14 protein-coding genes and 2 pseudogenes are annotated in these 20,933 nt (G+C 73.0%); 5 read left to right on the top strand and 11 right to left on the bottom strand.

The window, feature by feature from the left end; all coding sequences use genetic code 11:
• Nucleotides 1–2: 2 nt before the first annotated feature.
• From gap to OG852_RS04265, 3 genes and pseudogenes are all read left to right on the top strand, one after another.
• Nucleotides 3–1,034, top strand: coding sequence for a type I glyceraldehyde-3-phosphate dehydrogenase (gene gap, locus OG852_RS04275; protein ID WP_133916801.1), 1,032 nt, complete (start codon nucleotides 3–5; stop codon nucleotides 1,032–1,034).
• Nucleotides 1,031–3,764: pseudogene (locus OG852_RS04270) on the top strand (bifunctional acetate--CoA ligase family protein/GNAT family N-acetyltransferase). The gene gap and the pseudogene OG852_RS04270 overlap by 4 nt, the downstream one beginning before the upstream one ends.
• A gap of 160 nt (nucleotides 3,765–3,924) precedes the next feature.
• On the top strand, nucleotides 3,925–4,995 hold the full coding sequence (locus OG852_RS04265; protein WP_330347123.1) for a zinc-dependent alcohol dehydrogenase family protein: 1,071 nt from the start codon (nucleotides 3,925–3,927) through the stop codon (nucleotides 4,993–4,995).
• Nucleotides 4,996–5,005: 10 nt separating this feature from the next.
• On the opposite strand, the gene OG852_RS04260 is transcribed toward OG852_RS04265, so the two are convergent.
• From OG852_RS04260 to ppdK, 5 genes are all read right to left on the bottom strand, one after another.
• On the bottom strand, nucleotides 5,006–6,577 hold the full coding sequence (locus OG852_RS04260; RefSeq protein ID WP_330347122.1) for an oleate hydratase: 1,572 nt from the start codon (nucleotides 6,575–6,577) through the stop codon (nucleotides 5,006–5,008).
• Complete coding sequence (locus tag OG852_RS04255) at nucleotides 6,577–6,999, bottom strand: hypothetical protein (protein WP_133916805.1); 423 nt, start codon at nucleotides 6,997–6,999, stop codon at nucleotides 6,577–6,579. The genes OG852_RS04260 and OG852_RS04255 overlap by 1 nt, the downstream gene beginning before the upstream one ends.
• A 26-nt stretch (nucleotides 7,000–7,025) precedes the next feature.
• Nucleotides 7,026–9,701, bottom strand: coding sequence for a bifunctional acetaldehyde-CoA/alcohol dehydrogenase (gene adhE / locus OG852_RS04250; protein WP_330347121.1), 2,676 nt, complete (start codon nucleotides 9,699–9,701; stop codon nucleotides 7,026–7,028).
• Nucleotides 9,702–9,806: 105 nt separating this feature from the next.
• A complete protein-coding gene (locus tag OG852_RS04245; protein WP_330347120.1) occupies nucleotides 9,807–10,454 on the bottom strand; it encodes a CBS domain-containing protein in 648 nt (215 codons plus the stop codon).
• A 20-nt stretch (nucleotides 10,455–10,474) separates the two neighbouring features.
• Entirely contained in the window at nucleotides 10,475–13,159 is a 2,685-nt protein-coding gene (gene ppdK / locus OG852_RS04240) for a pyruvate, phosphate dikinase (protein WP_330347119.1), read from the bottom strand.
• Between the two features lie 275 nt (nucleotides 13,160–13,434).
• On the opposite strand from ppdK, the gene OG852_RS04235 reads away from it, so the two are divergent.
• On the top strand, nucleotides 13,435–15,153 hold the full coding sequence (locus OG852_RS04235; RefSeq protein WP_133916809.1) for a sensor histidine kinase: 1,719 nt from the start codon (nucleotides 13,435–13,437) through the stop codon (nucleotides 15,151–15,153).
• A gap of 482 nt (nucleotides 15,154–15,635) precedes the next feature.
• Entirely contained in the window at nucleotides 15,636–16,538 is a 903-nt protein-coding gene (locus tag OG852_RS04230; RefSeq protein WP_330347118.1) for a universal stress protein, read from the top strand.
• A gap of 91 nt (nucleotides 16,539–16,629) precedes the next feature.
• On the opposite strand, the gene OG852_RS04225 is transcribed toward OG852_RS04230, so the two are convergent.
• The 6 genes and pseudogenes from OG852_RS04225 to OG852_RS04205 form a co-directional block, all read right to left on the bottom strand.
• The gene (locus OG852_RS04225) at nucleotides 16,630–17,274 is read right to left on the bottom strand and encodes a CBS domain-containing protein (protein WP_330347117.1); all 645 of its coding nucleotides are present in this window, start codon (nucleotides 17,272–17,274) and stop codon (nucleotides 16,630–16,632) included.
• A 276-nt stretch (nucleotides 17,275–17,550) separates the two neighbouring features.
• Nucleotides 17,551–17,757, bottom strand: coding sequence for a hypothetical protein (locus OG852_RS04220; RefSeq protein WP_330347116.1), 207 nt, complete (start codon nucleotides 17,755–17,757; stop codon nucleotides 17,551–17,553).
• 118 nt (nucleotides 17,758–17,875) lie between these two features.
• Nucleotides 17,876–17,986, bottom strand: a pseudogene (locus OG852_RS50895) (FAD-binding protein); the annotation flags it as partial.
• Nucleotides 17,959–18,525 (bottom strand): hypothetical protein, encoded by a 567-nt coding sequence (locus OG852_RS04215; protein ID WP_330347115.1) that lies wholly within the window; start codon nucleotides 18,523–18,525, stop codon nucleotides 17,959–17,961. The pseudogene OG852_RS50895 and the gene OG852_RS04215, both read right to left, overlap by 28 nt.
• 18 nt (nucleotides 18,526–18,543) lie before the next feature.
• Nucleotides 18,544–20,019 (bottom strand): bifunctional aminoglycoside phosphotransferase/ATP-binding protein, encoded by a 1,476-nt coding sequence (locus tag OG852_RS04210; protein ID WP_133916166.1) that lies wholly within the window; start codon nucleotides 20,017–20,019, stop codon nucleotides 18,544–18,546.
• Nucleotides 20,020–20,056: 37 nt separating this feature from the next.
• The gene (locus OG852_RS04205) at nucleotides 20,057–20,926 is read right to left on the bottom strand and encodes a universal stress protein (protein ID WP_133916148.1); all 870 of its coding nucleotides are present in this window, start codon (nucleotides 20,924–20,926) and stop codon (nucleotides 20,057–20,059) included.
• Nucleotides 20,927–20,933: the final 7 nt, after the last annotated feature.

The raw sequence follows: 20,933 nt of genomic DNA, 5'->3' as shown, positions 1-20,933 counted from the left end.
CCATGACCGTACGCGTCGGCATCAACGGCTTCGGCCGCATCGGCCGCACCTATCTGCGCGCCGCCCTCGACCGCGCCGAGGAGGGCACCCAGGACGTCGAGGTGGTCGCGATCAACGACATCACCTCACCGGCGACCCTCGCCCACCTGCTGGAGTACGACTCCACCTTCGGCCGCATCGGGCGCGACGTCGAGCACGACGACAGCTCGATCACCGTCGACGGGCGCCGTATCGCCGTCACCGCCGAACGCGACCCGGCCGCCCTCCAGTGGTCCGACCACGGCGCCGACATCGTCGTCGAGTCCACGGGCCGCTTCCGCGACCGCGACTCCGCGGCCCTGCACCTCAAGGGCGGCGCCCGTACGGTGCTGCTTTCGGCGCCCGGCAAGGGGGTGGACGCCACCATCGTGATGGGCGTCAACGACCGGACCTACGACCGCCACCGCGACCGCGTCGTCTCCGCCGCCTCCTGCACCACCAACTGCGTCGCCCCGATGGTGAAGGTCCTCGACGACGCCTTCGGCGTCGAGCGCGGCGTCATGACCACCATCCACGGCTACACCAACGACCAGTCCCTCCTCGACGGACCCCACAAGGACCTGCGCCGGGCCCGCTCCGCCGCCCTCAGCATCATCCCCACCAGCACCGGCGCCGCCCGCGCCGTGGGCCTGGTGGTGCCGGAGCTGGCCGGGGCGCTCGACGGGATCGCGGTCCGGGTGCCCGTGGAGGACGGCTCACTCACCGACCTCGCCGTCGTCCTCACCCGGGAGGCGAGCGCGGACGAGATCAACGCCGCGTTCGAGGCGGCGGCGGCCGGCCCGCTGAACGGCATCCTGCGGGTCTCCCAGGCCCCCATCGTCTCCCGCGACGTGATCGGCGACCCCTCGTCCTGCGTCTTCGACCCCGCCCTGACGCAGGCCAACGGCACTCTGGCGAAGGTCTTCGGCTGGTACGACAACGAGTGGGGCTACACCAACCGTCTCCTGGACCTGACGGCCCTGGTGGCGGACGACCGGACGGGCGAGCCGCGATGACGGACGACCCGCTCGACCGACCCCCGGTCCACGCCCTGCTCGCCGACGGCACCACCGTGTGCATCCGTCCGGTGCTGACGGCCGACCACGGCCGGATCGAAGGCCTCTACGAGGAGATGTCCCCGGAGAGCCTGCGGCTGAGGTTCTTCACGGCCAGCCGGAGGTCGGCCGTCCTGGCCGCCGACCGGGCCTGCGCCCCGCCCCACCCGGGCTACCGCGCCCTGCTGGCCGAGGGGGACGGCCGGGTGATCGGACTCGCCGAGTACGACACGGGTGGGGAGAAGGACGGCGCGGAGATATCCGTCGCCGTCGCCGACGGCCTGCACCACCGGGGTGTGGGCACCCTGCTCCTCGAGCACCTGGTCTCGGCGGCGCGCGCGGAGGGCATCACGACCTTCACGGCCGACGCGCTGAGCGAGAACCACGAGGTGCTCCGGCTCTTCGCCGACCTCGGTCTGCGCGCCTCCCGCCGTTTCGAGGGGCCGGAGGCGCGCTGCACCATCCGTCTCGACGAGGACGACGCCTATCTGTCGGCCGTGGAGGCCAGGGGCCGGGCCGCCGACGTGGCCAGCCTGCTGCCCCTGCTGAGGCCGTCCACCGTCGCCGTGGTCGGGACGGGACGCACGCCCGGTTCGGTGGGCCGCGCCGTCCTGCACCATCTGCGCACGGGCGGCTTCACCGGCCGCCTCTTCGCCGTGAACCCCCACGTCACATCCGTGCTCGGGGTGCCGTCCCATCCGTGCGTCGCGGCGCTGCCCATGACCCCGGACCTGGTGATCGTGGCCGTGCCGGCCGCCGCGGTCCCGGCCGTCGCCGACGAGTGCGGCCGGGCCGGGGTGCGCGCCCTCGTCGTCGTCACCGCCGGCCTCGACCACACCCAGGGACAGGCGCTGCTGACCGCCTGTCGCACCCACGGCATGCGGCTCGTCGGACCCAACTGCCTGGGTGTCTCCAACACCGAGCCGGAGCTGAGCCTCGACGCGACCTTCGCCGCCGGCCATCCCCGCCCCGGGACCGCCGGCGTCGCCGTGCAGTCGGGAGGCGTCGGCATCGCCCTGCTCGACGGTCTCACCCGGCTCGGCATCGGCGTGTCCTCCTTCACCTCGCTCGGCGACAAGTACGACGTCAGCGGCAACGACATGCTCCAGTGGTGGGAGAGCGACGGCCGCACCGAGCTCGCCCTGCTGCACCTGGAGTCCTTCGGCAACCCGCGGGCCTTCTCCCGCACCGCCCGCCGCGTCACGCGCCGCATCCCGGTGCTGACCGTCGACGCCGGGCGCACCGAAGCGGGCCGGAGGGCGGCCGCCTCGCACACCGCTGCCGCCGCCACCCGCACCATGACCCGCCAGGCGCTGTTCACCCAGGCCGGCGTCACCGCGACCCGCTCGGTCGGCGAACTCCTCGAAACGGCGGCCCTCTTCCATTCCCAGCCGCTGCCGGAGGGCAGCCGCGTCGCCATCGTCACCAACGCCGGCGGGGCCGGGGTGCTCACCGCCGACGCCTGCGCGGAGGCCGGACTCGCCCTTGTCCCGTTCACCCCCGCGACGGTCGACTCACTCCTCGCCGTGCTGCCGGACGGCGCCGCGGTCGGCAACCCGGTCGACGCCACCGCCGCGGTGTCCGAGGAGCAGTTGACGGAGTGCGTCGACCGCCTCACGCGGTGCCCCGGTGTCGACGCCGTCATCGTGGCCCTCGTGCCCACGGCTGTCGCCGCCGCCACCGGGGACGACCTCGTACGGGCCGTCACCGCGGCTCCGGGCCGACGGTCGAGGCCCGTGATCGCCGTACGACTGGAGCAGGACCGGTCGGTGCGACTGCTGCCCGCCGCCGACGGCGGCACCGTCCCCTCGTACGCCGAACCGCGGGCGGCGGCGCGTGCGCTGGCGCACGCCGCCGAGCGTGCCGCCTGGCTCGCCCGGCCCGCGGGAACCGTCCCCGACCTGGACGACATCGAGTCGGAGCGGGCCCGCGCGGTCGTCGAGGAGTATCTCGCCGCGCACCCCGACGGCGGCCGGCTCGATCCGCGCACCTGCGCCGACCTGCTGGCCTGCTACAGCGTCCCGCAGATCCCGTGGGCGTGGGCCGAGAGCGAGGACGACGCCGTGCTCGCCGCCGACCGGCTGCGCGGGTTCGACGGCCGGGTCGTCATGAAGGCCCACTGGCCCGGGCTCCTGCACAAGACGCAGCAGCACGCCGTCCACCTCGACCTGCGCGGCGACGCCCAGGTCCGGGCCGCGTTCCGCGACCTGGAGACCCGCTTCGCCGGGCTCATGACCGGGGTGGTCCTGCAGCCCCTGGCCGCCCGCGGCACCGAACTCCTCGCGGGTGTCGTCCAGGACGAGGTCTTCGGTCCGCTCGTGCTGTTCGGGCTCGGCGGTACGGCGACGGAGGTCCTCGCGGACCACGCGGCCCGCCTCGCCCCCCTCACCGACCGCGACGTCCACGAACTGATCACCGCGCCGCGGTGCGCCCCGCTGCTGCTGGGCGCGAACGGAAGTGCCCCCGTCGACCTCGCGGCACTGGAAGAGCTGCTGCTGCGGCTGTCCCGGATGGCGGCGGACCTGCCGCAGCTCGCCGAGGCCGACTTCAATCCCGTCCTGGCGACGCAGGGCGGTGTCACGGTGCTCGACGCACGCGTACGCCTGCTGCCGCGCCGCCCCCAGGGACCCGTACCTGCGCCGACTGCGCCAGGGAGGAACGCCGTGCGACACCACGAGGTCGGCTCCGTGACGCCCGCGGGCACCGAGGATCGAGCCGGCCCGCTCCGTCCTGCCGGAACGTGGCCCCGGAGGCGCGGGCCCGCCCGGGACCAAGCGGAGCCGACGAACGCCGGAGAGACTGGTTCCGTGGAGCATTCCAGGCACATGGGACAAAGATGGTGAGGAGCGTCATGAAAGGCTACGTCTTCCACGGTCCCGGGCAGTCCGCCTGGGAGGAGGTTCCGGACCCGGCCGTCAAGGAACCCACCGACGCCGTCGTGCGCGTCGACGCCGTCACCATCTGCGGCACCGACCTGCACATCCTCAAGGGCGACGTCCCCGAGGTGCGCCCCGGCACGGTCCTGGGCCACGAGGCCGTCGGCGAGATCGTCGAGGTCGGCGGCGACGTACGGACCGTACGCCCCGGCGACCGGGTGCTGGTCTCCTGCATCACCTCCTGCGGGCGGTGCCGTTTCTGCCGCGAGGGCGTGTACGGCCAGTGCCGGGGCGGTGGAGGCTGGATCCTCGGCCACCTCGTCGACGGCACCCAGGCCGAGTACGTCCGCGTCCCCCACGCCGACCTGTCCGTGCACGCGCTGCCCGGAGCGGTGGAGAGCAAGGACGCCGTCCTGCTCGCCGACATCTTTCCGACGTCGTACGAGGTCGGCGTCCTCAACGGGCGCGTACGGCCCGGCGACACCGTCACCGTCGTCGGAGCCGGCCCGATCGGCCTCGCCGCGATCGCCACGGCGCGTCTGTTCTCGCCCGAACGGATCGTCGCCGTGGACCTGGCCGCTTCCCGTCTGGAGGCCGCACGGCGGCTGGGCGCCGACGCCGTCGCCGAGGCGGGCGAGGACCCGGAACAGCTCATCGCCGACCTCACCGACGGGCTCGGCGCGGACGTGGTCATCGAGGCGGTCGGGCTGCCCGAGAGCTTCGAGATGTGCACGCGCATGGTGCGGCCCGGCGGTCACGTCGCCAACATCGGCGTCCACGGCCGGCCCGCCACGCTGCACCTGGAAGACCTGTGGATCAAGAACGTCACGATCACCACCGGTCTGGTGGACACCCACTCCACCCCCACCCTGCTGCGCATGACCGCCGCCGGCCGGCTGCCGACCGCGCAGCTCGTCACCCACACCTTCCCCCTGGAGCACATGGAGGAGGCGTACGACGTCTTCTCCCGGGCCGGCGACGCCGGCGCGCTCAAGGTGGTCCTCGGCGGCCCGTCGCACCAGGAGCTCGCCGTCCCGGTGACCTGAACCACCGGACCTATCCGCGGTGCATGGTCTCCAGGGCGGCGGCCAGTACGTGGGGATCGTGGTGGCCCTTGTAGACCTCCGGCGGCTGACCGTCCAGCTTCAGGAGCCGCGCCACGGCCGTCCAGGCGGTGCGCACCGAGTACTCGACGGTGAAGACGACGTCGTCGGGCACTTCGGCGAACTGACCGACGAAGGCGAGGTTGACCGACCCTTCCGGGACCACCTCGGGCCGGTCGCCCCGGCGGCGGGTCAGGAACTGGCTGGTGATGTAGGGCATCACACAGGGCACCACGGTGGAGGTCTCCAGGATCCGGGCCACGGTCCGTTCGTCGAACGGAAGATGGTGCAGGACCTCTTCGAGGATCTCCCGGCCGGAGCACATCGTCATCGGCCTGGGCGTGTGGTTGCCCGTGCGGTCGGGGCGCAGGCCGTAGCCCCACCAGACGGAGACGCCGTCCGGCTGGTCGCGGTAGACCGGCTGACGGTTGGCGACGATCGTGAGCAGCCACGCGGAGTCGGTGAAGGTCATCAGGCCGCCCTTCCCCGTCGGGCGGCCGCTGAACTCCTCGAGGGCCTCCAGGAAGGCGGGGTCCTTGGTGGTGACCGTGAACGACTCCCAGCGGGACTCCTGGACGCGTTTGTCGAAGACGCCCGGGTTGCCGAAGTTCTCGCGTCCCCGGGCCAGCCGGTGCCACAGCAGCCACGCGTCCGAGCGCCGCGGAGCCGGCGGGGGTGCGGAGGTGTGCGAGCCGAGACTGGAGGCGTCGGTCATGGACCCGTTGGTGACGAACACCAGGTCCTCGGGTGCGACGGCGATCTTCTCGTCGTGTCCGCCCCGGCTCAGGCACAGGGTCCGGACCGTGCCGCTGCGCACGCCCGGGGCGAACCCGAGGTCGGTGACACGGCACCCGGTGTGCAGGGTCACGCCGCGCTCGCGCAGCCAGGCCGTCAGGGGCAGCACGAGGGAGTCGTACTGGTTGTAACGGGTCCGGTGGATACCCGACATCGAGGCGAACTCGGGGAAGAGATGGACGAAGCGCCTCAGGTAGCGGCGGAACTCGATCGCGCTGTGCCAGGGCTGGAAGGCGAACGTGGTGCACCACATGAACCAGAAGTTGGTCGTGAAGAAGTGCTCGCCGAAGCAGTCGGTGATGCGCTTGTCGTCCAGGTGTCCCTCGGGGGTGGCCAGGCAGCGCACCAGCTCCAGCCGGTCGCGCTCGGAGAAGCCCATCGACGTCGTGTCGACGATCTTGCCGTCCCCGTCGACGAGCCGGGCGATGTCGTCCCAGGCGAAGTCCTCGTGTCCGGCCAGGATCTCCTCCGTCACGGTGACGGAGGGGTCGTCGAGGGTGGGTATGCCGGACAGCAGGTCGTACGTGCAGCGGAACTCGGCCTCGAACATCCGACCGCCGCGCAGGGTGTAACCGGCGTCCGGCGTGCCACCGGCGTCCAGACTCCCGCCGACGGCTCGCTGCTCCTCGAAGAGATGGATGTCCGCCCCCTCGAAGCCGCCGTCACGGATCAGGAACGTCGCCGCGGCGAGTGCCGCGATCCCGCTGCCCACCAGGTATGCCTTCGCCATCACTTCTCCTCGTTCGCGCCGGTCGAACTGTCGGGCCCTGTGAGGGGCTCAGGCGTCCCGCTGCCGCCCCGCCACGGCGGGGCCGTCGTCCGGTGGCCGGTGTCCCCGGCGTGGGCGGCCCTGTCGGTCTGGCGGCGCAGCCGGTCCTGGAGCCGGTCGACGACCTCCGTGCCCGTGGCCTCCTCGGCCACGGCGACCACGTGACGACCGCCGATGCGCAGGTCGGCCGTGGCGGACCACGGGTGGCCCGCGTGCGGGGCGGACGCCCGCGCGATGCGCACCTCACCGGTGACGGTGGGCATGCCCTGCCGGCCCACCACGGCGTCGATCTTCGTACGGGCGTACGCGAGGGTCGCCTCGTCCACGGCGCCGTCGCGGCGCAGCCGCACCAGGGGGGTCCGCCGTGTGTTGTCGCTGGTCATCGAAATCCTTTCGGGTGTTCTGTCTGCTACGCGTTCCGACGGCCCTGGTCGAGGCCGTAGTAGGCGGTTCGCATGAGGTCCCGCATGTCGTCGAGCAGGGGCATCCGGGGGTTGGCGGGGGCGCACTGGTCCTCGAAGGCGTTGAGGGCCTGTTGGGGCAGGGCGTCGAGGAAGGCGCGCTCGTCGACGCCGAGGGCCTGGAACGTCGGCTCGATGCCGACGGCGCCGCGCAGCCGTTCCACCGCCGCGGCGAGGGACTCGACGCCCTCGGCCGGGGTGGCCGCCGGCAGGCCGAGGGTGCGGGCGATGTCCTGGAAACGTTCGGGAGCGCGGTAGTGCTCGTACTTGGGCCAGCCGGTGAGCTTCGTCGGGGCGCTGCCGTTGTAGCGGATGACGTGCGGCAGGAGCACGGCGTTGGTGCGGCCGTGCGCGATGTGGAAGGTGGCGCCCAGGGTGTGGGACATGGCGTGGACGATGCCGAGGAAGGCGTTGCCGAAGGCCATGCCCGCGATGGTGCCGGCGTTGTGCATCTTCTCCCGCGCCTCGGGGTGGCCCGCGCGGTCGTTCACGGCCGCATCGATGTGGTCGAAGATCATCCGGATCGCGTGCAGGGCGAGGCCGTCGGTGAAGTCGTTGGCGTAGACGGACACATACGCCTCGATGGCGTGGGTGAGGGCGTCGAAGCCGCTGTCGGCGGCCAGTTCCCGGGGCAGCCCGGTGGTGAGCAGGGGGTCGACGATCGCCACGCTCGGGGTGAGGGCGTAGTCGGCCAGCGGGTACTTCTTGCCGGTGGCCGGGTCGGAGATGACGGCGAACGGGGTCACCTCGGCGCCGGTGCCGGAGGTGGTCGGGACGCACACCAGCCGGGCCAGCCTGCCCAGGGTCGGGAAGCGGAAGGCGCGTTTGCGGATGTCGGAGAACTTGTGCCGCATGTCGGCGAAGTCGACGTCCCCGCCCTCGGCCTGCTGCTCGTACAGCAGCCACATCACCTTGGCCGCGTCCATGGGCGAGCCGCCGCCGAGGGCGATGATGGTGTCGGGGCGGAAATCGCCCATGAGGCGGGCGCCGCGCCGGACGGAGTCGATGCTGGGCTCGGGTTCGACGTCGTCGATGACCTGGAGGGTGACCGGCTCACGGCGCCGTCGCAGCACGCGCTCGACCCGGTCGACGAGGCCGAGACGGGTCATCGTCGCGTCGGTGACGACGGTGACACGGTGGATGTCCGGCATCGAGGTGAGGTAGCGGAGGGACTGGGGCTCGAAGTAGATCTTGGGAGGTACCTTGAACCACTGGAGGTTGTTGCGGCGCGCCGACACCCGCTTGACGTTCAGCAACTGGGCGGCCGAGACGTTGTTCGACACCGACGTGCTGCCCCAGGAGCCGCAGCCCAGCGTCAGCGACGGCAGCAGGCTGTTGTAGATGCCGCCGATCGCACCGTGCGAGGACGGGGCGTTGACGATGATCCGCACGGTCTTCATACGGCGGCCGTACGCCTCCGCCGGCCCGGGGTCCCCGGTGTGGATGACGGCAGTGTGGCCCTGTCCGTGGAAGGCGACCATGTCGGCGGCCAGATCGAAGCCCTGCTGCTCGGAACCGGCCCGCAGGACGGCGAGGACCGGGCAGAGCTTCTCGCGGGTGAGCGGCTCCCGCGGGCCGACCCCGTCGCACTCCACCAGGATGAGCGACGTGTGCTCCGGCACGGAGAATCCGGCCTGTTCGGCGATCCAGGACGCGCTCCGCCCCACGGCCGCGGAGTTGACCTTGGGCTCGGGGCCCGCGCCCGCCGCGCCGACGGGGAACAGGAAGGTCTCCAGCTTCGCCTTCTCCTCGGCGGTGGCCAGGTGGGCGTGCAGGGCGCGGAACTCGGCGAGGACCGCGTCGTGGATCTCCTCGTCCAGGACGACGGCCTGTTCGGAGGCGCAGATCATGCCGTTGTCGAAGGACTTGGAGAGCACCAGGTCGTTCACGGCCCGGCGCAGGTCGGCACTGCGGTGGACGTAGGCGGGAACGTTGCCGGCGCCCACGCCCAGGGCGGGCTTGCCCGCCGAGTAGGCGGCCTTGACCATGGCGTTGCCGCCGGTGGCCAGGATCAGCGAGACGCCGGGGTGGCGCATCAGGGTGCCGGTCGCCTCGACGGACGGCGTCTCGATCCACTGCACACAGTGCTCCGGTGCGCCCGCGGCGACCGCCGCGTCACGCACGACCCGGGCCGCCTGTGCGCTGCAGCGCTGGGCGGAGGGGTGGAAGGCGAACACGACGGGGTTGCGGGTCTTCAGCGCCATCAGCGCCTTGAAGATCGTGGTGGAGGTCGGGTTGGTGACGGGCGTGACCGCGCAGACCACTCCGACCGGTTCGGCGATCTCGGTCATGTCGTCGAGGTCGTCGCGGGCGATGACTCCGACCGTCTTCATCGGGCCCATGCTGTGCGTGACGTACTCGCAGGCGAACATGTTCTTGGCGGCCTTGTCCTCGAAGACGCCGCGTCCGGTCTCCTCCACCGCGAGCCGGGCCAGCGCGGTGTGCTGGTCCAGGGCGGCGACCGAGGCCTTCTTGACGATGTGGTCGACCTGTTCCTGGTCGAGCGTCTCGTAGTCGGTGAGCGCCTTCAGCCCGTTCGCCACCAGGCGGTCCACCGCGACGGCGATGTCGGACGGCGCGCCGGCGGGGTCGGTGGTCGCGGTGCGGTCGTCGTGGCGGGTCATGGGGCGGTCCTCCGTCGTCGAGTCGGACGCGCCGCGCCGGGCGGCGCGGGGAGGGAGCGGTACCGCGGGACGGGGCGGCACCGCTTCCACCGGCAGCGTCTCCCCTCAGCGGGGTCCGGGAGCAGGACCCATTGGTCCCTCCACGAGGCCGACCGGCCCCGAAGTGGTTTGCAGGACCAGCCTGTTGACGACGCCGACGACACCGTCCACCCGGTATGTCAGCCGGATCGCGAGCGGAAGATCCCCGCCGTGCTCGGGGGACCCTGCCAGCGTGACCACGCCGTCCCGGACCGACACGGTCACGCCGTCGGCCGACCGGCCGAGGGCGCGGGTCAGCACCTCCTCGCGGACGTCCCGGCCGATCTCGTCGTCCGTGCGCAGGAAGACGCGCAGCAGGTCGCGCCGTGTGGCGATGCCGATCAGCCGGTCCTCCTCGTCCACCACCGGCAGACGCTCGACGCCACGCCGCTCCATCAGCCGCGCGGCGTCGGCGATCCGCTGCTCCGGATGCACGGTGATCGCGGGTGTCGACATCAGCTCCCGCGCCGTGACGGCGCGGGAGACGGGCCGGGACGCCTGGCGGCGGATCAGATCGGTCTCGGAGATCACTCCCACGACCTTGTCGTCGTCGTCCACCACGGGCAGCCCACTGATCCGGTGGCGGTCCAGCAGCCGTACGACGTCCTTGAACGATGTCTCCGGGCGCGCCTCGACGACGTCGAAGGTCATCACCTCACCGACGATGCGGGCCATGGCACCCACTTCCTCTCTGCTCACCTGCTGTCGTCCGTCCCCGTCCCGGGGAGCGCGGCGCGTCCCGCCTCCAGGCGCGCGACCGGGACGCGGAACGGCGAGCAGGAGACGTAGTCCAGTCCCGCCGCGTGGAAGAAGTGGACGGAGTCCGGATCGCCGCCGTGCTCGCCGCAGACGCCGATCTTCAGATCGGGTCGCGTGGCGCGGCCCTCGTCGACGGCGATCCGGACCAGCCGGCCCACGCCCGCCCGGTCGAGCGTCTCGAAGGGGGACGTGGCGAAGATCCCCTTGTCGAGGTAGGCGGAGAAGAACGCCGCCTCCACGTCGTCGCGGGAGAAGCCCCAGGTGGTCTGGGTGAGGTCGTTGGTGCCGAAGGAGAAGAACTCCGCCTCCTCCGCGATCCGCCCGGCGGTGAGCGCGGCCCGGGGCAGCTCGATCATGGTGCCGACCGGGCAGCGCACGGGGACACCGGACTCCTCGGAGACCTCGGCGAGGACCCGTTCCACTTCCTCCCGTTCGATGCGCAGTTCCTCCACGGCGCCGACCAGCGGCACCATGATCTCCGCCTCGGGGGAGCCCCCCGCCCGCGTGCGCGCCACGACCGCCTCGGCGATCGCCCGCACCTGCATCGCGACCAGCCCCGGCACGACCAGGCCCAGACGGACGCCGCGCAGCCCGAGCATCGGATTCTCCTCGTGCATCCGGTTGACCGCGTCGAGCAGTGCGGTGTCGTGCGGATCGGGCACGGCGCCCTGGGCCTCGGCGGTGGCGATGCGCACGGCGAGGTCGGTGCGGTCCGGCAGGAACTCGTGCAGGGGAGGGTCGATGAGCCGGATGGTCACCGGCAGACCGTCCATCGCCTCCAGGATGCCGATGAAGTCCTGCCGCTGGAGCGGCAGCAGCGCGCCCAGCGCCTGCTCGCGCTCGCCCTCGTCACGGGCCAGGATCATCGCCTCGACCAGCTTGCGGCGCTCGCCGAGGAACATGTGCTCGGTACGGCACAGCCCGACGCCCCGCGCACCGAACCGCCGGGCCCGTGCGGCGTCCTCGGGGGTGTCGGCGTTCGCCCGCACCTCGAGCCGCCGGGCGCCGTCCGCCCGCTCCATGGCGCGCGCCACGGCCTCGACCAGGGGCACCGCGCGCTCGCCCGTCTCGAAGTAGCGCATGACAGCGGAGTCGACCAGGGGAGCCGCGCCCAGGTACACCGCGCCGTCGGACCCGTCGACGGAGACGACCGTGCCCTCCTCGACCACGGTGTCCCGGACGGTGAACCGGCGTGCCTCGGTGTCCACGGCGAGCTCCTCCGCACCGCACACGCACACCCTGCCCATCCCGCGCGCGACCACCGCCGCGTGGCTCGTCTTGCCGCCGCGGCCGGTCAGCACCGCCTGTGCGGCGATCATGCCCGGGAGATCGTCCGGGGTGGTCTCCTGGCGGACGAGGACGACCTTCTCGCCGGCGGCGGCCCGGCGGACCGCTTCGGCCGAGTCGAACACCGCCGCGCCCACCGCCGCACCCGGCGAGGCCGGCAGGCCGTGCGCGAGGGGCTCGCCGACGGCCGAGGTGTCGAACCGGGGGAACATCAGCCGGGCGAGGCCGTCGCCGGTGACCCGGGCGAGGCCCTCGTCGGGGGTGATGAGGCCTTCGTCGGCCAGTTCCGCGGCGATGGCGAACGCGGCCTCGGCCGTGCGCTTGCCGACCCGGGTCTGGAGCATCCACAGCCTGCCCCGCTCGATGGTGAACTCGATGTCGCACAGATCCCGGTAGTGCCCCTCCAACGTCCGCATGTGCCCGCGCAGTCGCTCGTACGACGTCGGATCCAGCTCTTCCAGGGCGGTCAGCGGGACGGTGTTGCGGATGCCCGCGACGACGTCCTCGCCCTGCGCGTCCGCCAGGTAGTCGCCGTACAGGCCGGGCCGCCCGGTGGCCGGGTCCCGGGTGAAGGCGACGCCGCTGCCGGAGTCGGCTCCGAGGTTGCCGAAGACCATGGTCTGCACATTGACCGCGGTGCCCAGGTCGTCCGCGATGTGCTCGCGTCGGCGGTACAGCCGGGCGCGCTCGCCGTTCCAGGACTCGAACACGGCGAGGACCGCGCGGCGCAGTTGCTCGGCCGGGGACTGCGGGAAGTCCTCACCGGTCTCCGCGCGGATCAGGTCCTTGTACGTCCCGACGAGGCCGGCCAGATCCGCCGCGTTCAGATCCAGATCGTCCGCGGCGCCCCGGACCCGCTTGAGGTCGGCCATGCCGCTCTCGAAGAGAGAGCCGTCGACCCCCATGACGGTGCTGCCGAACATCTGCACGAGGCGGCGGTAGGAGTCCCAGGCGAAGCGCTCGTTCCCGGAGACCTTCGCCAGGCCGAGCACGGAGGAGTCGTCGAGGCCGATGTCGAGGATCGTCTCCATCATGCCGGGCATGGAGAACCGCGCCCCGGAGCGGACGGAGAGCAGCAGCGGGTCGTCGGGTTGTCCCAGCCGCCGTCCCGCCGCCCGCTCCAGGGCGGTCAGGTGCTCGGAGATCTCCCGCGCCAGACCGTCCGGCTCGGCGCCGGTGGCGAAGAAGGCGCGGCAGGCCTCGGTGGTCACCGTGAAACCCGGCGGGACCGGCAGCCCCAGCCGGGTCATCTCGGCCAGGTTCGCACCCTTGCCGCCGAGCAGGCCGGCCTGGTCACGGCCGCCCTCTGCGAAGTCGTACACGTAACGGACCATCGCCGGTCTCCTCCGTCTGTCTGCCGTCTGTCCGCGGACTCGGTACAGCTCCAGAGTCCGACCGCCCGGACGGCGGGGGCAGGTGCTGTCGGTCCCCTCCATGGGGCCGGTCGGCCCGCTGTCGGCTCGGCCGGGGCCTGAAACCGGAGCCCGGGGGGCTCGGGCCGAATCGCTACCGCACCCCACGGACCGCCATTACCGTGAGCCATGATTGGACCGTTCGAGGTCCGCGCGATGAGCACACCCGTGCGATGAGCAGACATGGAGGAGCGCAGGTGGGAAGCCCCGAGGAGGCCCGGGTACGGCTGCCTCAGCTGAGGCTGGACGAGCTGCTGGAGGAGCTGCAGGCTCGGCTGGACGCCGCCCGCGGCACCCGGGACCGGGTGCACAGTCTGCTGGAGGCGGTGCTGTCGGTCGGGCGCGAGCTGGATCTGGAGCAGGCCCTGCGCAGCATCGTGGAGGCCGCCGCGGTCCTCGTCGACGCGGAGTACGCGGCGCTCGGGGTGATCGGTCCGGACGGCAGGCGGCTGTCGGCCTTCCACACGGTCGGGGTCACCGAGGAGGAGATCGCCCGGATCGGGCCGTACCCGGAGGGCCACGGCATTCTGGGCGAGCTGATCCGCCGTCCCGAGCCGTTGCGCCTGGCGAAGATCTCCGAGCACCCCGCCTCGTACGGCTTCCCCGCGCACCACCCGCCGATGAACACCTTCCTCGGCGTCCCGATCCGGGTGCGCGAGCAGGTCTTCGGCAATCTCTATCTCACCGAGAAGCGGGGCGGCGGCCAGTTCGACGAGGAGGACGTCTCGGTCACGCAGACGCTGGCCGTGGCGGCCGGTGTCGCCATCGACAACGCCCGGCTGTACGAGGAGTCCCGGCTGCGGGAGCGCTGGCTGCGGGCGAACGCGGACATCACCCACAGCCTGATGTCCGGCGGCGAGAGCACCGAGGTCCTCGCGCTGATCGCCGACCGGGCCCGCGAGATCACCGGCTCCGCCCTGGCCGCGGTGGCGCTGCCCATGGAGGACACCGGGTCGCTCACCGTGGAGATCGCCGTCGGCATGGACGCCGAGGCGCACCGGGGCCTCGTCCTGCCGATGAAGAGCAGCCTGATGGGCCTGGCCTTCGCCGACGCCGCGCCGGTCCACAGCACGGACGTCGCCCATGAGGAACGGATCTCCCCGGAGCCTCCGCGGTTCGGCGGACTCGGCCCCGCCGTGGCGGTGCCCATCGGCACGGGCGAGGCCGGACCACGGGGCGTGGTCCTGCTGGCGCGGGAAACCGGGCAGCCGGGGTTCTCGGCGACGGAGACCGAACCCCTGCAGGCCTTCGCCGCGCAGGCCGCCATCGCGATGGAACTGGCGGAACGCCGCCAGGACGCCGAGCAGGTCGCGGTGCTCCAGGACCGCGACCGCATCGCCCGTGACCTGCACGATCTGGCGATCCAGCGGCTGTTCGCCACCGGCATGACGCTGCAGAGCGCCGGGCGCTTCATCGAACACGAGGAAGCCGCCGAGCGCGTGGCGCGCGCCGTCGACGACCTGGACGAGACCATCAAGATCATCCGGTCGACGATCTTCGGTCTGCGGGCCCGCGAGGGTGCCGGGGAGGCCGGCCTGCGGGCTCGTGCCGTACGGGTCGTGGGGGAGGCCGCGCCGGTGCTCGGCTTCGCCGCCAGCGTGCGTATGGAGGGCCTGCTGGACACCGATGTGCCGAAGGAGATCGCCGACCAGGTGGTGGCCGTCCTCTCCGAGGCCCTGACCAACATCGCCCGTCACGCCCACGCGGACCGCGCCGACGTACTCCTGGCGACGGACGGGCGGGAGGTACGGCTGTCCGTCACGGACAACGGCGTGGGAATCCCGGACGGCGGCCGCCGCAGCGGCTTGCGCAACATGGCCGAGCGCGCCGAGCAACTGGGCGGCCGACTGGAACTGGGCACACCCGAGGGGGGCGGCAGCGCGCTGGTGTGGCGGGTGCCGGTGCCGAAGGCATAGCGGGCGGGCACCGAGGTGGCGCGCGGCGCGCCACGGCCGGGGGGCGGGGCGGCAGTGTGGTGGGGCGGGAAGGACGCCACCCGCTTCTCGCGGATCCTGATTGCGCGGTGCGCGGCCCCCTGCGGCCCGCTTCTCCGCGTCGGTGCCGGGTCCTTCCCGCCACGTCCAGCACACCATGCCGCCCACGCGGCGACCAGGGCCGATCGGCCCAACCCGCAAGGGCCCACCCGGACCGGCCGGCGTGCGCCGGGACGGGCCTCACCCTCGGGAAGCCGGCGCCGCCTCCGGCCTCGCAGGGCTCGGACCGGCCCAGGTCCTCCGGGGGCGGCTGCCGGCTTCCTCTGCTGCCGGGCTGAGGGGCGGGCGCCACGGGGAGAGGGGCCGGACGGCCTCCGGGAGGGACCGGGCAGCCTCTCCCGGCCGTGCGGGCGGCGACGCGACGCTGGTGGCGGACGACAGGACCGAGCGCTGGAGGTGCCGACATGGGTTCACACGTGGTCGCCGGAGTCGATGGATCCGCCGAGAGCCTGGCCGCGGCCGCGTGGGCGGCCCGTGAGGCCGAGCGGCGGGACCTGCCGCTGCACCTGGTGCACGCCGGGGACTGGCACCCCGACCGGGAGGACCGTGATCGCGCCGGTGCCGCACAGCGGCATCCGGCCCGGAGGGCACTGCGTCAGGCGGAGGATCGCGTCCGTGCCGAGTGCTCCCGGGTCAGCCTCAGCGACGAGCAGATGGCGGGCCCGCCCGTCCCCGCCCTGCTGAAGGCGGCGGACCAGGCGGACGTGATGGTGCTGGGTTCGCGTGGACTGAGCGGGTTCACCGGGTTCCTCGTGGGCTCCGTCGCGCTCGGCGTGGTGGCCGGGGCCACGCGTCCCGTGGTCCTCGTCCGGGCGGGCGAGGAGGCCTTGGACGAACACCGGCCGGAGCGGGACGGCAGCGCCTCGACGGACACCGGATACCGGGATGTGGTGCTCGCCGTCGACCTTCACGACGCCTGTGACGAGGTCATCGAGTTCGCCTTCGAGGCGGCCCGTCTCCGGCGGGCGCGGCTGCGGGCCGTCCATGCCTGGCACGCGGCCGGGCCGGTCGACCCGGGGTCCGGCGACATCGGTCCGGGGCAGGACTCCTGGCAGGGCGAGGAGTGGCTCGGCTTCCTCCGGGCCGTGCTCCAGGTGTGGCGCGACAAGTACCCCGACGTCGAGGTCCTGGCGACCGTGGTGGAGGACAGGCCCACGACCGCGCTGGTGAGGGCCTCGACCGGAGCGAGTCTCCTCGTCGTCGGGCACCGCCTGACCGAACGCCCGGCGGGCCCTCGTACCGGGCCGGTCACCCACGCCGCGATCCACCACGTCGGCTGCCCCGTGGCCGTCGTCCCCCATGTGTAGGGCGGCCGAGGGACCACGCGGAGCGAGCGCCTCGCCCAAGGCCCCGCGCCAAGGGCGCGATGGACAGGTTCCCGGGGCGGCCAGGGTCGGTTCATTCAACGGTGAGCTGCGGTTCGACGTCCACGACCCCCTCGACGGCGCGTACGAGGCGCACGGCGACCGAGATGAGCGCGGTGTCGCGGATGTGTCCGCGCAGGGTGACGACCCCCTCGTGCACGGTCACGTGGATGCCGTGGCTGAAGCTCGGGAACAGGTAGGAGACCACCGTGCGCCGGACCTCCTCCGCTATCTCGTCGTCCGGCCGCAGGAAGACCTTCAGCAGGTCCGCACGGCTCACGACGCCCTGCAGCATGCCGAGGTCGTCGACCACGGGCAGCCGCTTGACGTGCCGGACGGCCATGATCCTCGCGGCCTGGGCCAGGGTGGCGTCCGGGTGGACGGTGACGGCGGGGGTGCTCATGAGCTCCTCCGCCATGGTCGCACCGGCCTTGGCGACATCGGCCAGGCGCTGTCGCTGCGTGGAGAGGCTCTGCTCCTCGTCGCGGAACTCCTCCTTGGGCAGCAGGTCGGCCTCGGAGACGACACCGATGACGCGTCCCTCGCCCTCCAGCACCGGCATGGCGCTGACCTTCCACTGCTCCATGGTCCGCACGATCTCCTTGAAGGGAGCGTCACGTCCGACGGCCACGACCGTCTGGGTCATCACATCGCTCACGATGTGCGGAGTCCCGTTCACCGCCGACCACCTCGTCCCCTGATGTCGGGTCACTGCGTCGCTCGGTCCCACTCTCCGCCTCACGGACAGGAGCCGCATGGGCCGATCGGCCCCGCCCGGGAGGCGCCGGTCCTCGTGATGTGGGCCGACGAGTGGCCCAGGACCTCTGCCCCGGATGGCCCTCGACGTGCCGACGGCCCCGTCACACGCCACGGTGGGAAGGCCGCTTCGCGGGGCGGCCGGTGGCGGGCGGCGCCCGCGAACCGGCCCTCCTGGAGCAGGGCCGCCGGCCGCCCCTCATGACCGGTCCGGTGGCGGGGCCGCCGCGCCGACCAGCGACAGCCAGCCGCTCAGCAGCGCGGCGTCGACGGTCCCGCACCGGAAGCCGACATGCCCGTCCGGGCGGACGGCCACCACGCCGCGACCCGGGCTGTCGGTCATCCGGACGACGGTGACGAGGGGGCCGAGCACCGGGTCCGGCGGCGCGTCGGCGTCGCGTTGCAACAGCAGGTGGACACCCGGACGGGCCAACAGCGCGTGCAGCCGCCGCGCAGGCCCCCGAGGGGTGCAGGATGAGCGCGCGGGAGGGACTGAAGGCGCCGGTGCGCCGCTCGACGACGCGGACGCGCGCCCCGTGGTCGTGGGCCTGGAGCGCCAGAGTGAGCCCGGTGGGACCGGCCCCGACGACCAGGACGTCCGCCGCCGTCACACCGCACCCTTGAGGCGCCACCATGCCGTGGTGTCGTCGGGCGCCAGGCCGTCGGCCGACGCGGGGTCGGCGAGGACGTCGTCGCGGCGCAGTCCGGGCAGGACGGCATAGCGGATCGATCCCGGCACACTGACCAGGGCCAGGACGCGCCACAGGGAACGCGCGTAGTGGTCGGCACGCTCCGGGCCGTCCCACTCGTACACGCCGCGATAGCGGCCCTGCTCGTCGCCGGCCAGCCACAGCTTCGAGGTGAAACCGGGGAAGCCGACGAACAGAGGGGTGTTCAGCAGGCTCTCGCCGCGGAACAGGGGGTGCCCGCGACCGCGGACCAGGCGCAGCCGGAAGGTGACCACCAGAGTGCAGGGATCCTTCGCCGAACCGCTGCCGAGACGGGTGTCCCGGTAGACGGCGGCCGAGGTGCCGTCGGCGAAACGCAGCCGCAGCCCCAGCCGTCCCTTCGGCAGATGGATGCGGCGCCGCGCGAGCAGGGGGAAAGCGGTGAGGACGCACGCGGCCATGGACCGCCATGCCTCCCCGGGGGGAAGCGGTCTCTGATCGCCCATGGTGGCCTCCAACGCCCCCTAGTCCGGCTCCATGTAGGGACGGCGGAAGACCGGCGCCTGGTCGGTGCCCCACGGTCGTACGGCTGCCAGTGCCCGCGAGACGGCGGCCTCCAGTGAGCCGCTGGTGTCGACCGTGACGGCCTCCGGCCACGGCGGCTCCCTGGCCGCGAGGGCGGCGGCGACCTCGGGGCCGGCGTCGGAGGCCCCCGGGGGGCGCGTGCTCAGCCGGGCCGCCGCCACCTCGCCCGGCACGCGGCAGTGCAGGGCCACCAGGTCGGCCTCCGCGCGTGCGGCCATGCGCAGGGCCGCCTCACGCTGCTCCGCGCCGGACCAGGTGGCGTCCAGGACGACGGACTCCCCACAGGCCAGGAGGGCCGCCGCGCGGTCCAGCAGGGTGGCGTAGGTCCGGGCGGTCCACTCGGGTGTGTACAGCCCCTCGCCGTAGCCGGCCGCGGCGGACTGCTCCGCGGGCATGCCCGCCAGCTCCTTGCGGAGGCGGTCGCTGCTGAGCAGCGTGACGCCCAGCCGGTCGGCCAGCGCGCCGGCCAGGGTGGACTTCCCGCTGCCCGGCAGTCCGCCGACGAGGGTGAGGTGGACGGCGGACGTGCGCAGATGACGCAGCGTCGTCGAGAGCAGCCTCCGCGCCGCCGACCGCGCACCGGGTGCGCCCTGGCGGGCCTGGATCAGGGAGACCTTGGCGCGGACGAACGCGCGATAGGCGACGTAGTGGTGCCGCAGGGAGGGGGGTGCGGGGTCCGCGGAGTACTCGCCGTACAGGGTGAGGAAGTACGCGGCGGCCTGCGGGGCCCCGAGCTGTTCCAGATCCATGGCGAGGAACGCGGCGTCGTCGAGGCCGTCGACGTAGCGGAGGTGGTCGTCGAACTCCAGACAGTCCAGGACGCGGGGGCCGTCGTCGAGGCAGAAGACGTCCTCGGCCAGCAGGTCGCCGTGGCCGTCCACCACCCGGCCCTCCTCGATGCGGGCGTCGAACAACCGCTCGCGGCCGGTCAGATAGCGGCGTACCAACCGTTCGGCCTCGGGCACCCCGTCGGGCACGGAGCCGTCGGCGTTCGCCGTGCGGACCTGCGCGAAGCTCGCCTCCCACCGTCCCGCCAGGGCGTCACGACCACCCTGCTCGTCCACGTCCCGCCCGCGAGGCGCCTTGGCGTGCCACGCGGCGAGCTGCCGGGCGACGGCTCGCAGCGCGTCGTCGACGAAGGCCCCTTCCCGCACCAGCCGCGAGAGGCGGCGGCCCGCGGGCATACGGCGCATCACCACGAGCGGTTCGCTCTCTTCCGCGCCGGGCCCGCGGAACTCGCCCACGCCCAGGTAGACGTCGGGGGCGAAGCGACGGTTGAGGGCGACCTCGCGTTCGCACGCGGCCCGCCGATCCGCGCACACGGTGTAGTCCAGGAACCCCAGATCCACCGGCTTCTTGACCTTGTAGGCGCGGTCGCCGACGAAGAACACGACGGCGGTGTGGGTCTCGCACACCTCGGCGCGCGACGGGTGCCTCCCCGATGGGCCGGAATCAGTCATGGGGGACCACGGCGACGGGGCAGCGCCCGTGATGGAGGGCGGCGTGGGCGACGGGTCCCAGGTGGGGCGCCAGACCGTGACGGTGGGCACGTCGGCCCACGACCAGCAGCGCGGCGCCCTCGGCGGCCTCCACGACGGCCTTGGCGGGGCTTGCGAGACGGACGCTGTCGGCCACCCCCACCTGCGGATACTTCTCGCGCCAAGGACGGAGGGCCTTGCCCAGCTCCTTGCGCGCGTCGTTCGTCATCTCCTCACCGACGTGGTGGTCCACGCCCCAGGGCGTGCGGGCGTGGAGCGGCACGCTGCGCCCGTGGACGGCCAGGAGCGGGACGCCCCGGGCCGCGGCGCTGTGGAAGGCGAAGTCGAGCAGGTCGTCGGAGGAACCGCGCAGTTTCAACGCCACGACCACGCGACGCGGGGGTGCGGGGGACGGCGTCTCTCCCCGCGGTTCCGCGCGCACCAGCACGACCGGGCGCTCGGCCCGTGCCACGACCGGCATGCTGACGTCGCCCATGAAGTAGCTCTCCACGGACTCCAGCCCCCGTGACCCGAGCACGAGCATCTCGGACTCCGCGGACGCGTGGAGCAAGGCCTCCTGGGCGTCGTCGGCGACCAGATTCCCGACGACGGCGAGGCCCGGATGGTGTGCCCCCAGCTCCGCCTGCGCGGTGTGGACCAGGCGCTTCGCCCAGTAGTTCTGGTCGACCTCCGAAGCCACCCGGGCCGGCTCCGGCGCCAGCAACGGCCACGCGTGCAGCAGCCGCAGGGTGAGCTTGCGCTTCTCGGCCTCGTCGGCGGCCCAGCGGGCGGCGGCAAGACTCTCGGGTGAGCCGTCGAGGCCCACGGTGATCGCTGGTTGCATGGCGGCG

The organism is Streptomyces sp. NBC_00582 (genome assembly GCF_036345155.1).
In the GTDB taxonomy this organism is placed as follows: domain Bacteria; phylum Actinomycetota; class Actinomycetes; order Streptomycetales; family Streptomycetaceae; genus Streptomyces.
Note: the sequence above shows the minus strand (reverse complement) of the source record. Positions and strands in the feature narration are given on the sequence as shown.

Coding starts and splice junctions, on each gene's coding strand:
- gap (WP_133916801.1), top strand. CDS start 3: ATGACCGTACGCGTCGGCATCAACGGCTTCGGCCGCATCGGCCGCACC.
- OG852_RS04265 (WP_330347123.1), top strand. CDS start 3,925: ATGAAAGGCTACGTCTTCCACGGTCCCGGGCAGTCCGCCTGGGAGGAG.
- OG852_RS04260 (WP_330347122.1), bottom strand. CDS start 6,577: ATGGCGAAGGCATACCTGGTGGGCAGCGGGATCGCGGCACTCGCCGCG.
- OG852_RS04255 (WP_133916805.1), bottom strand. CDS start 6,999: ATGACCAGCGACAACACACGGCGGACCCCCCTGGTGCGGCTGCGCCGC.
- adhE (WP_330347121.1), bottom strand. CDS start 9,701: ATGACCCGCCACGACGACCGCACCGCGACCACCGACCCCGCCGGCGCG.
- OG852_RS04245 (WP_330347120.1), bottom strand. CDS start 10,454: ATGGCCCGCATCGTCGGTGAGGTGATGACCTTCGACGTCGTCGAGGCG.
- ppdK (WP_330347119.1), bottom strand. CDS start 13,159: ATGGTCCGTTACGTGTACGACTTCGCAGAGGGCGGCCGTGACCAGGCC.
- OG852_RS04230 (WP_330347118.1), top strand. CDS start 15,636: ATGGGTTCACACGTGGTCGCCGGAGTCGATGGATCCGCCGAGAGCCTG.
- OG852_RS04215 (WP_330347115.1), bottom strand. CDS start 18,525: ATGGGCGATCAGAGACCGCTTCCCCCCGGGGAGGCATGGCGGTCCATG.
- OG852_RS04205 (WP_133916148.1), bottom strand. CDS start 20,926: ATGCAACCAGCGATCACCGTGGGCCTCGACGGCTCACCCGAGAGTCTT.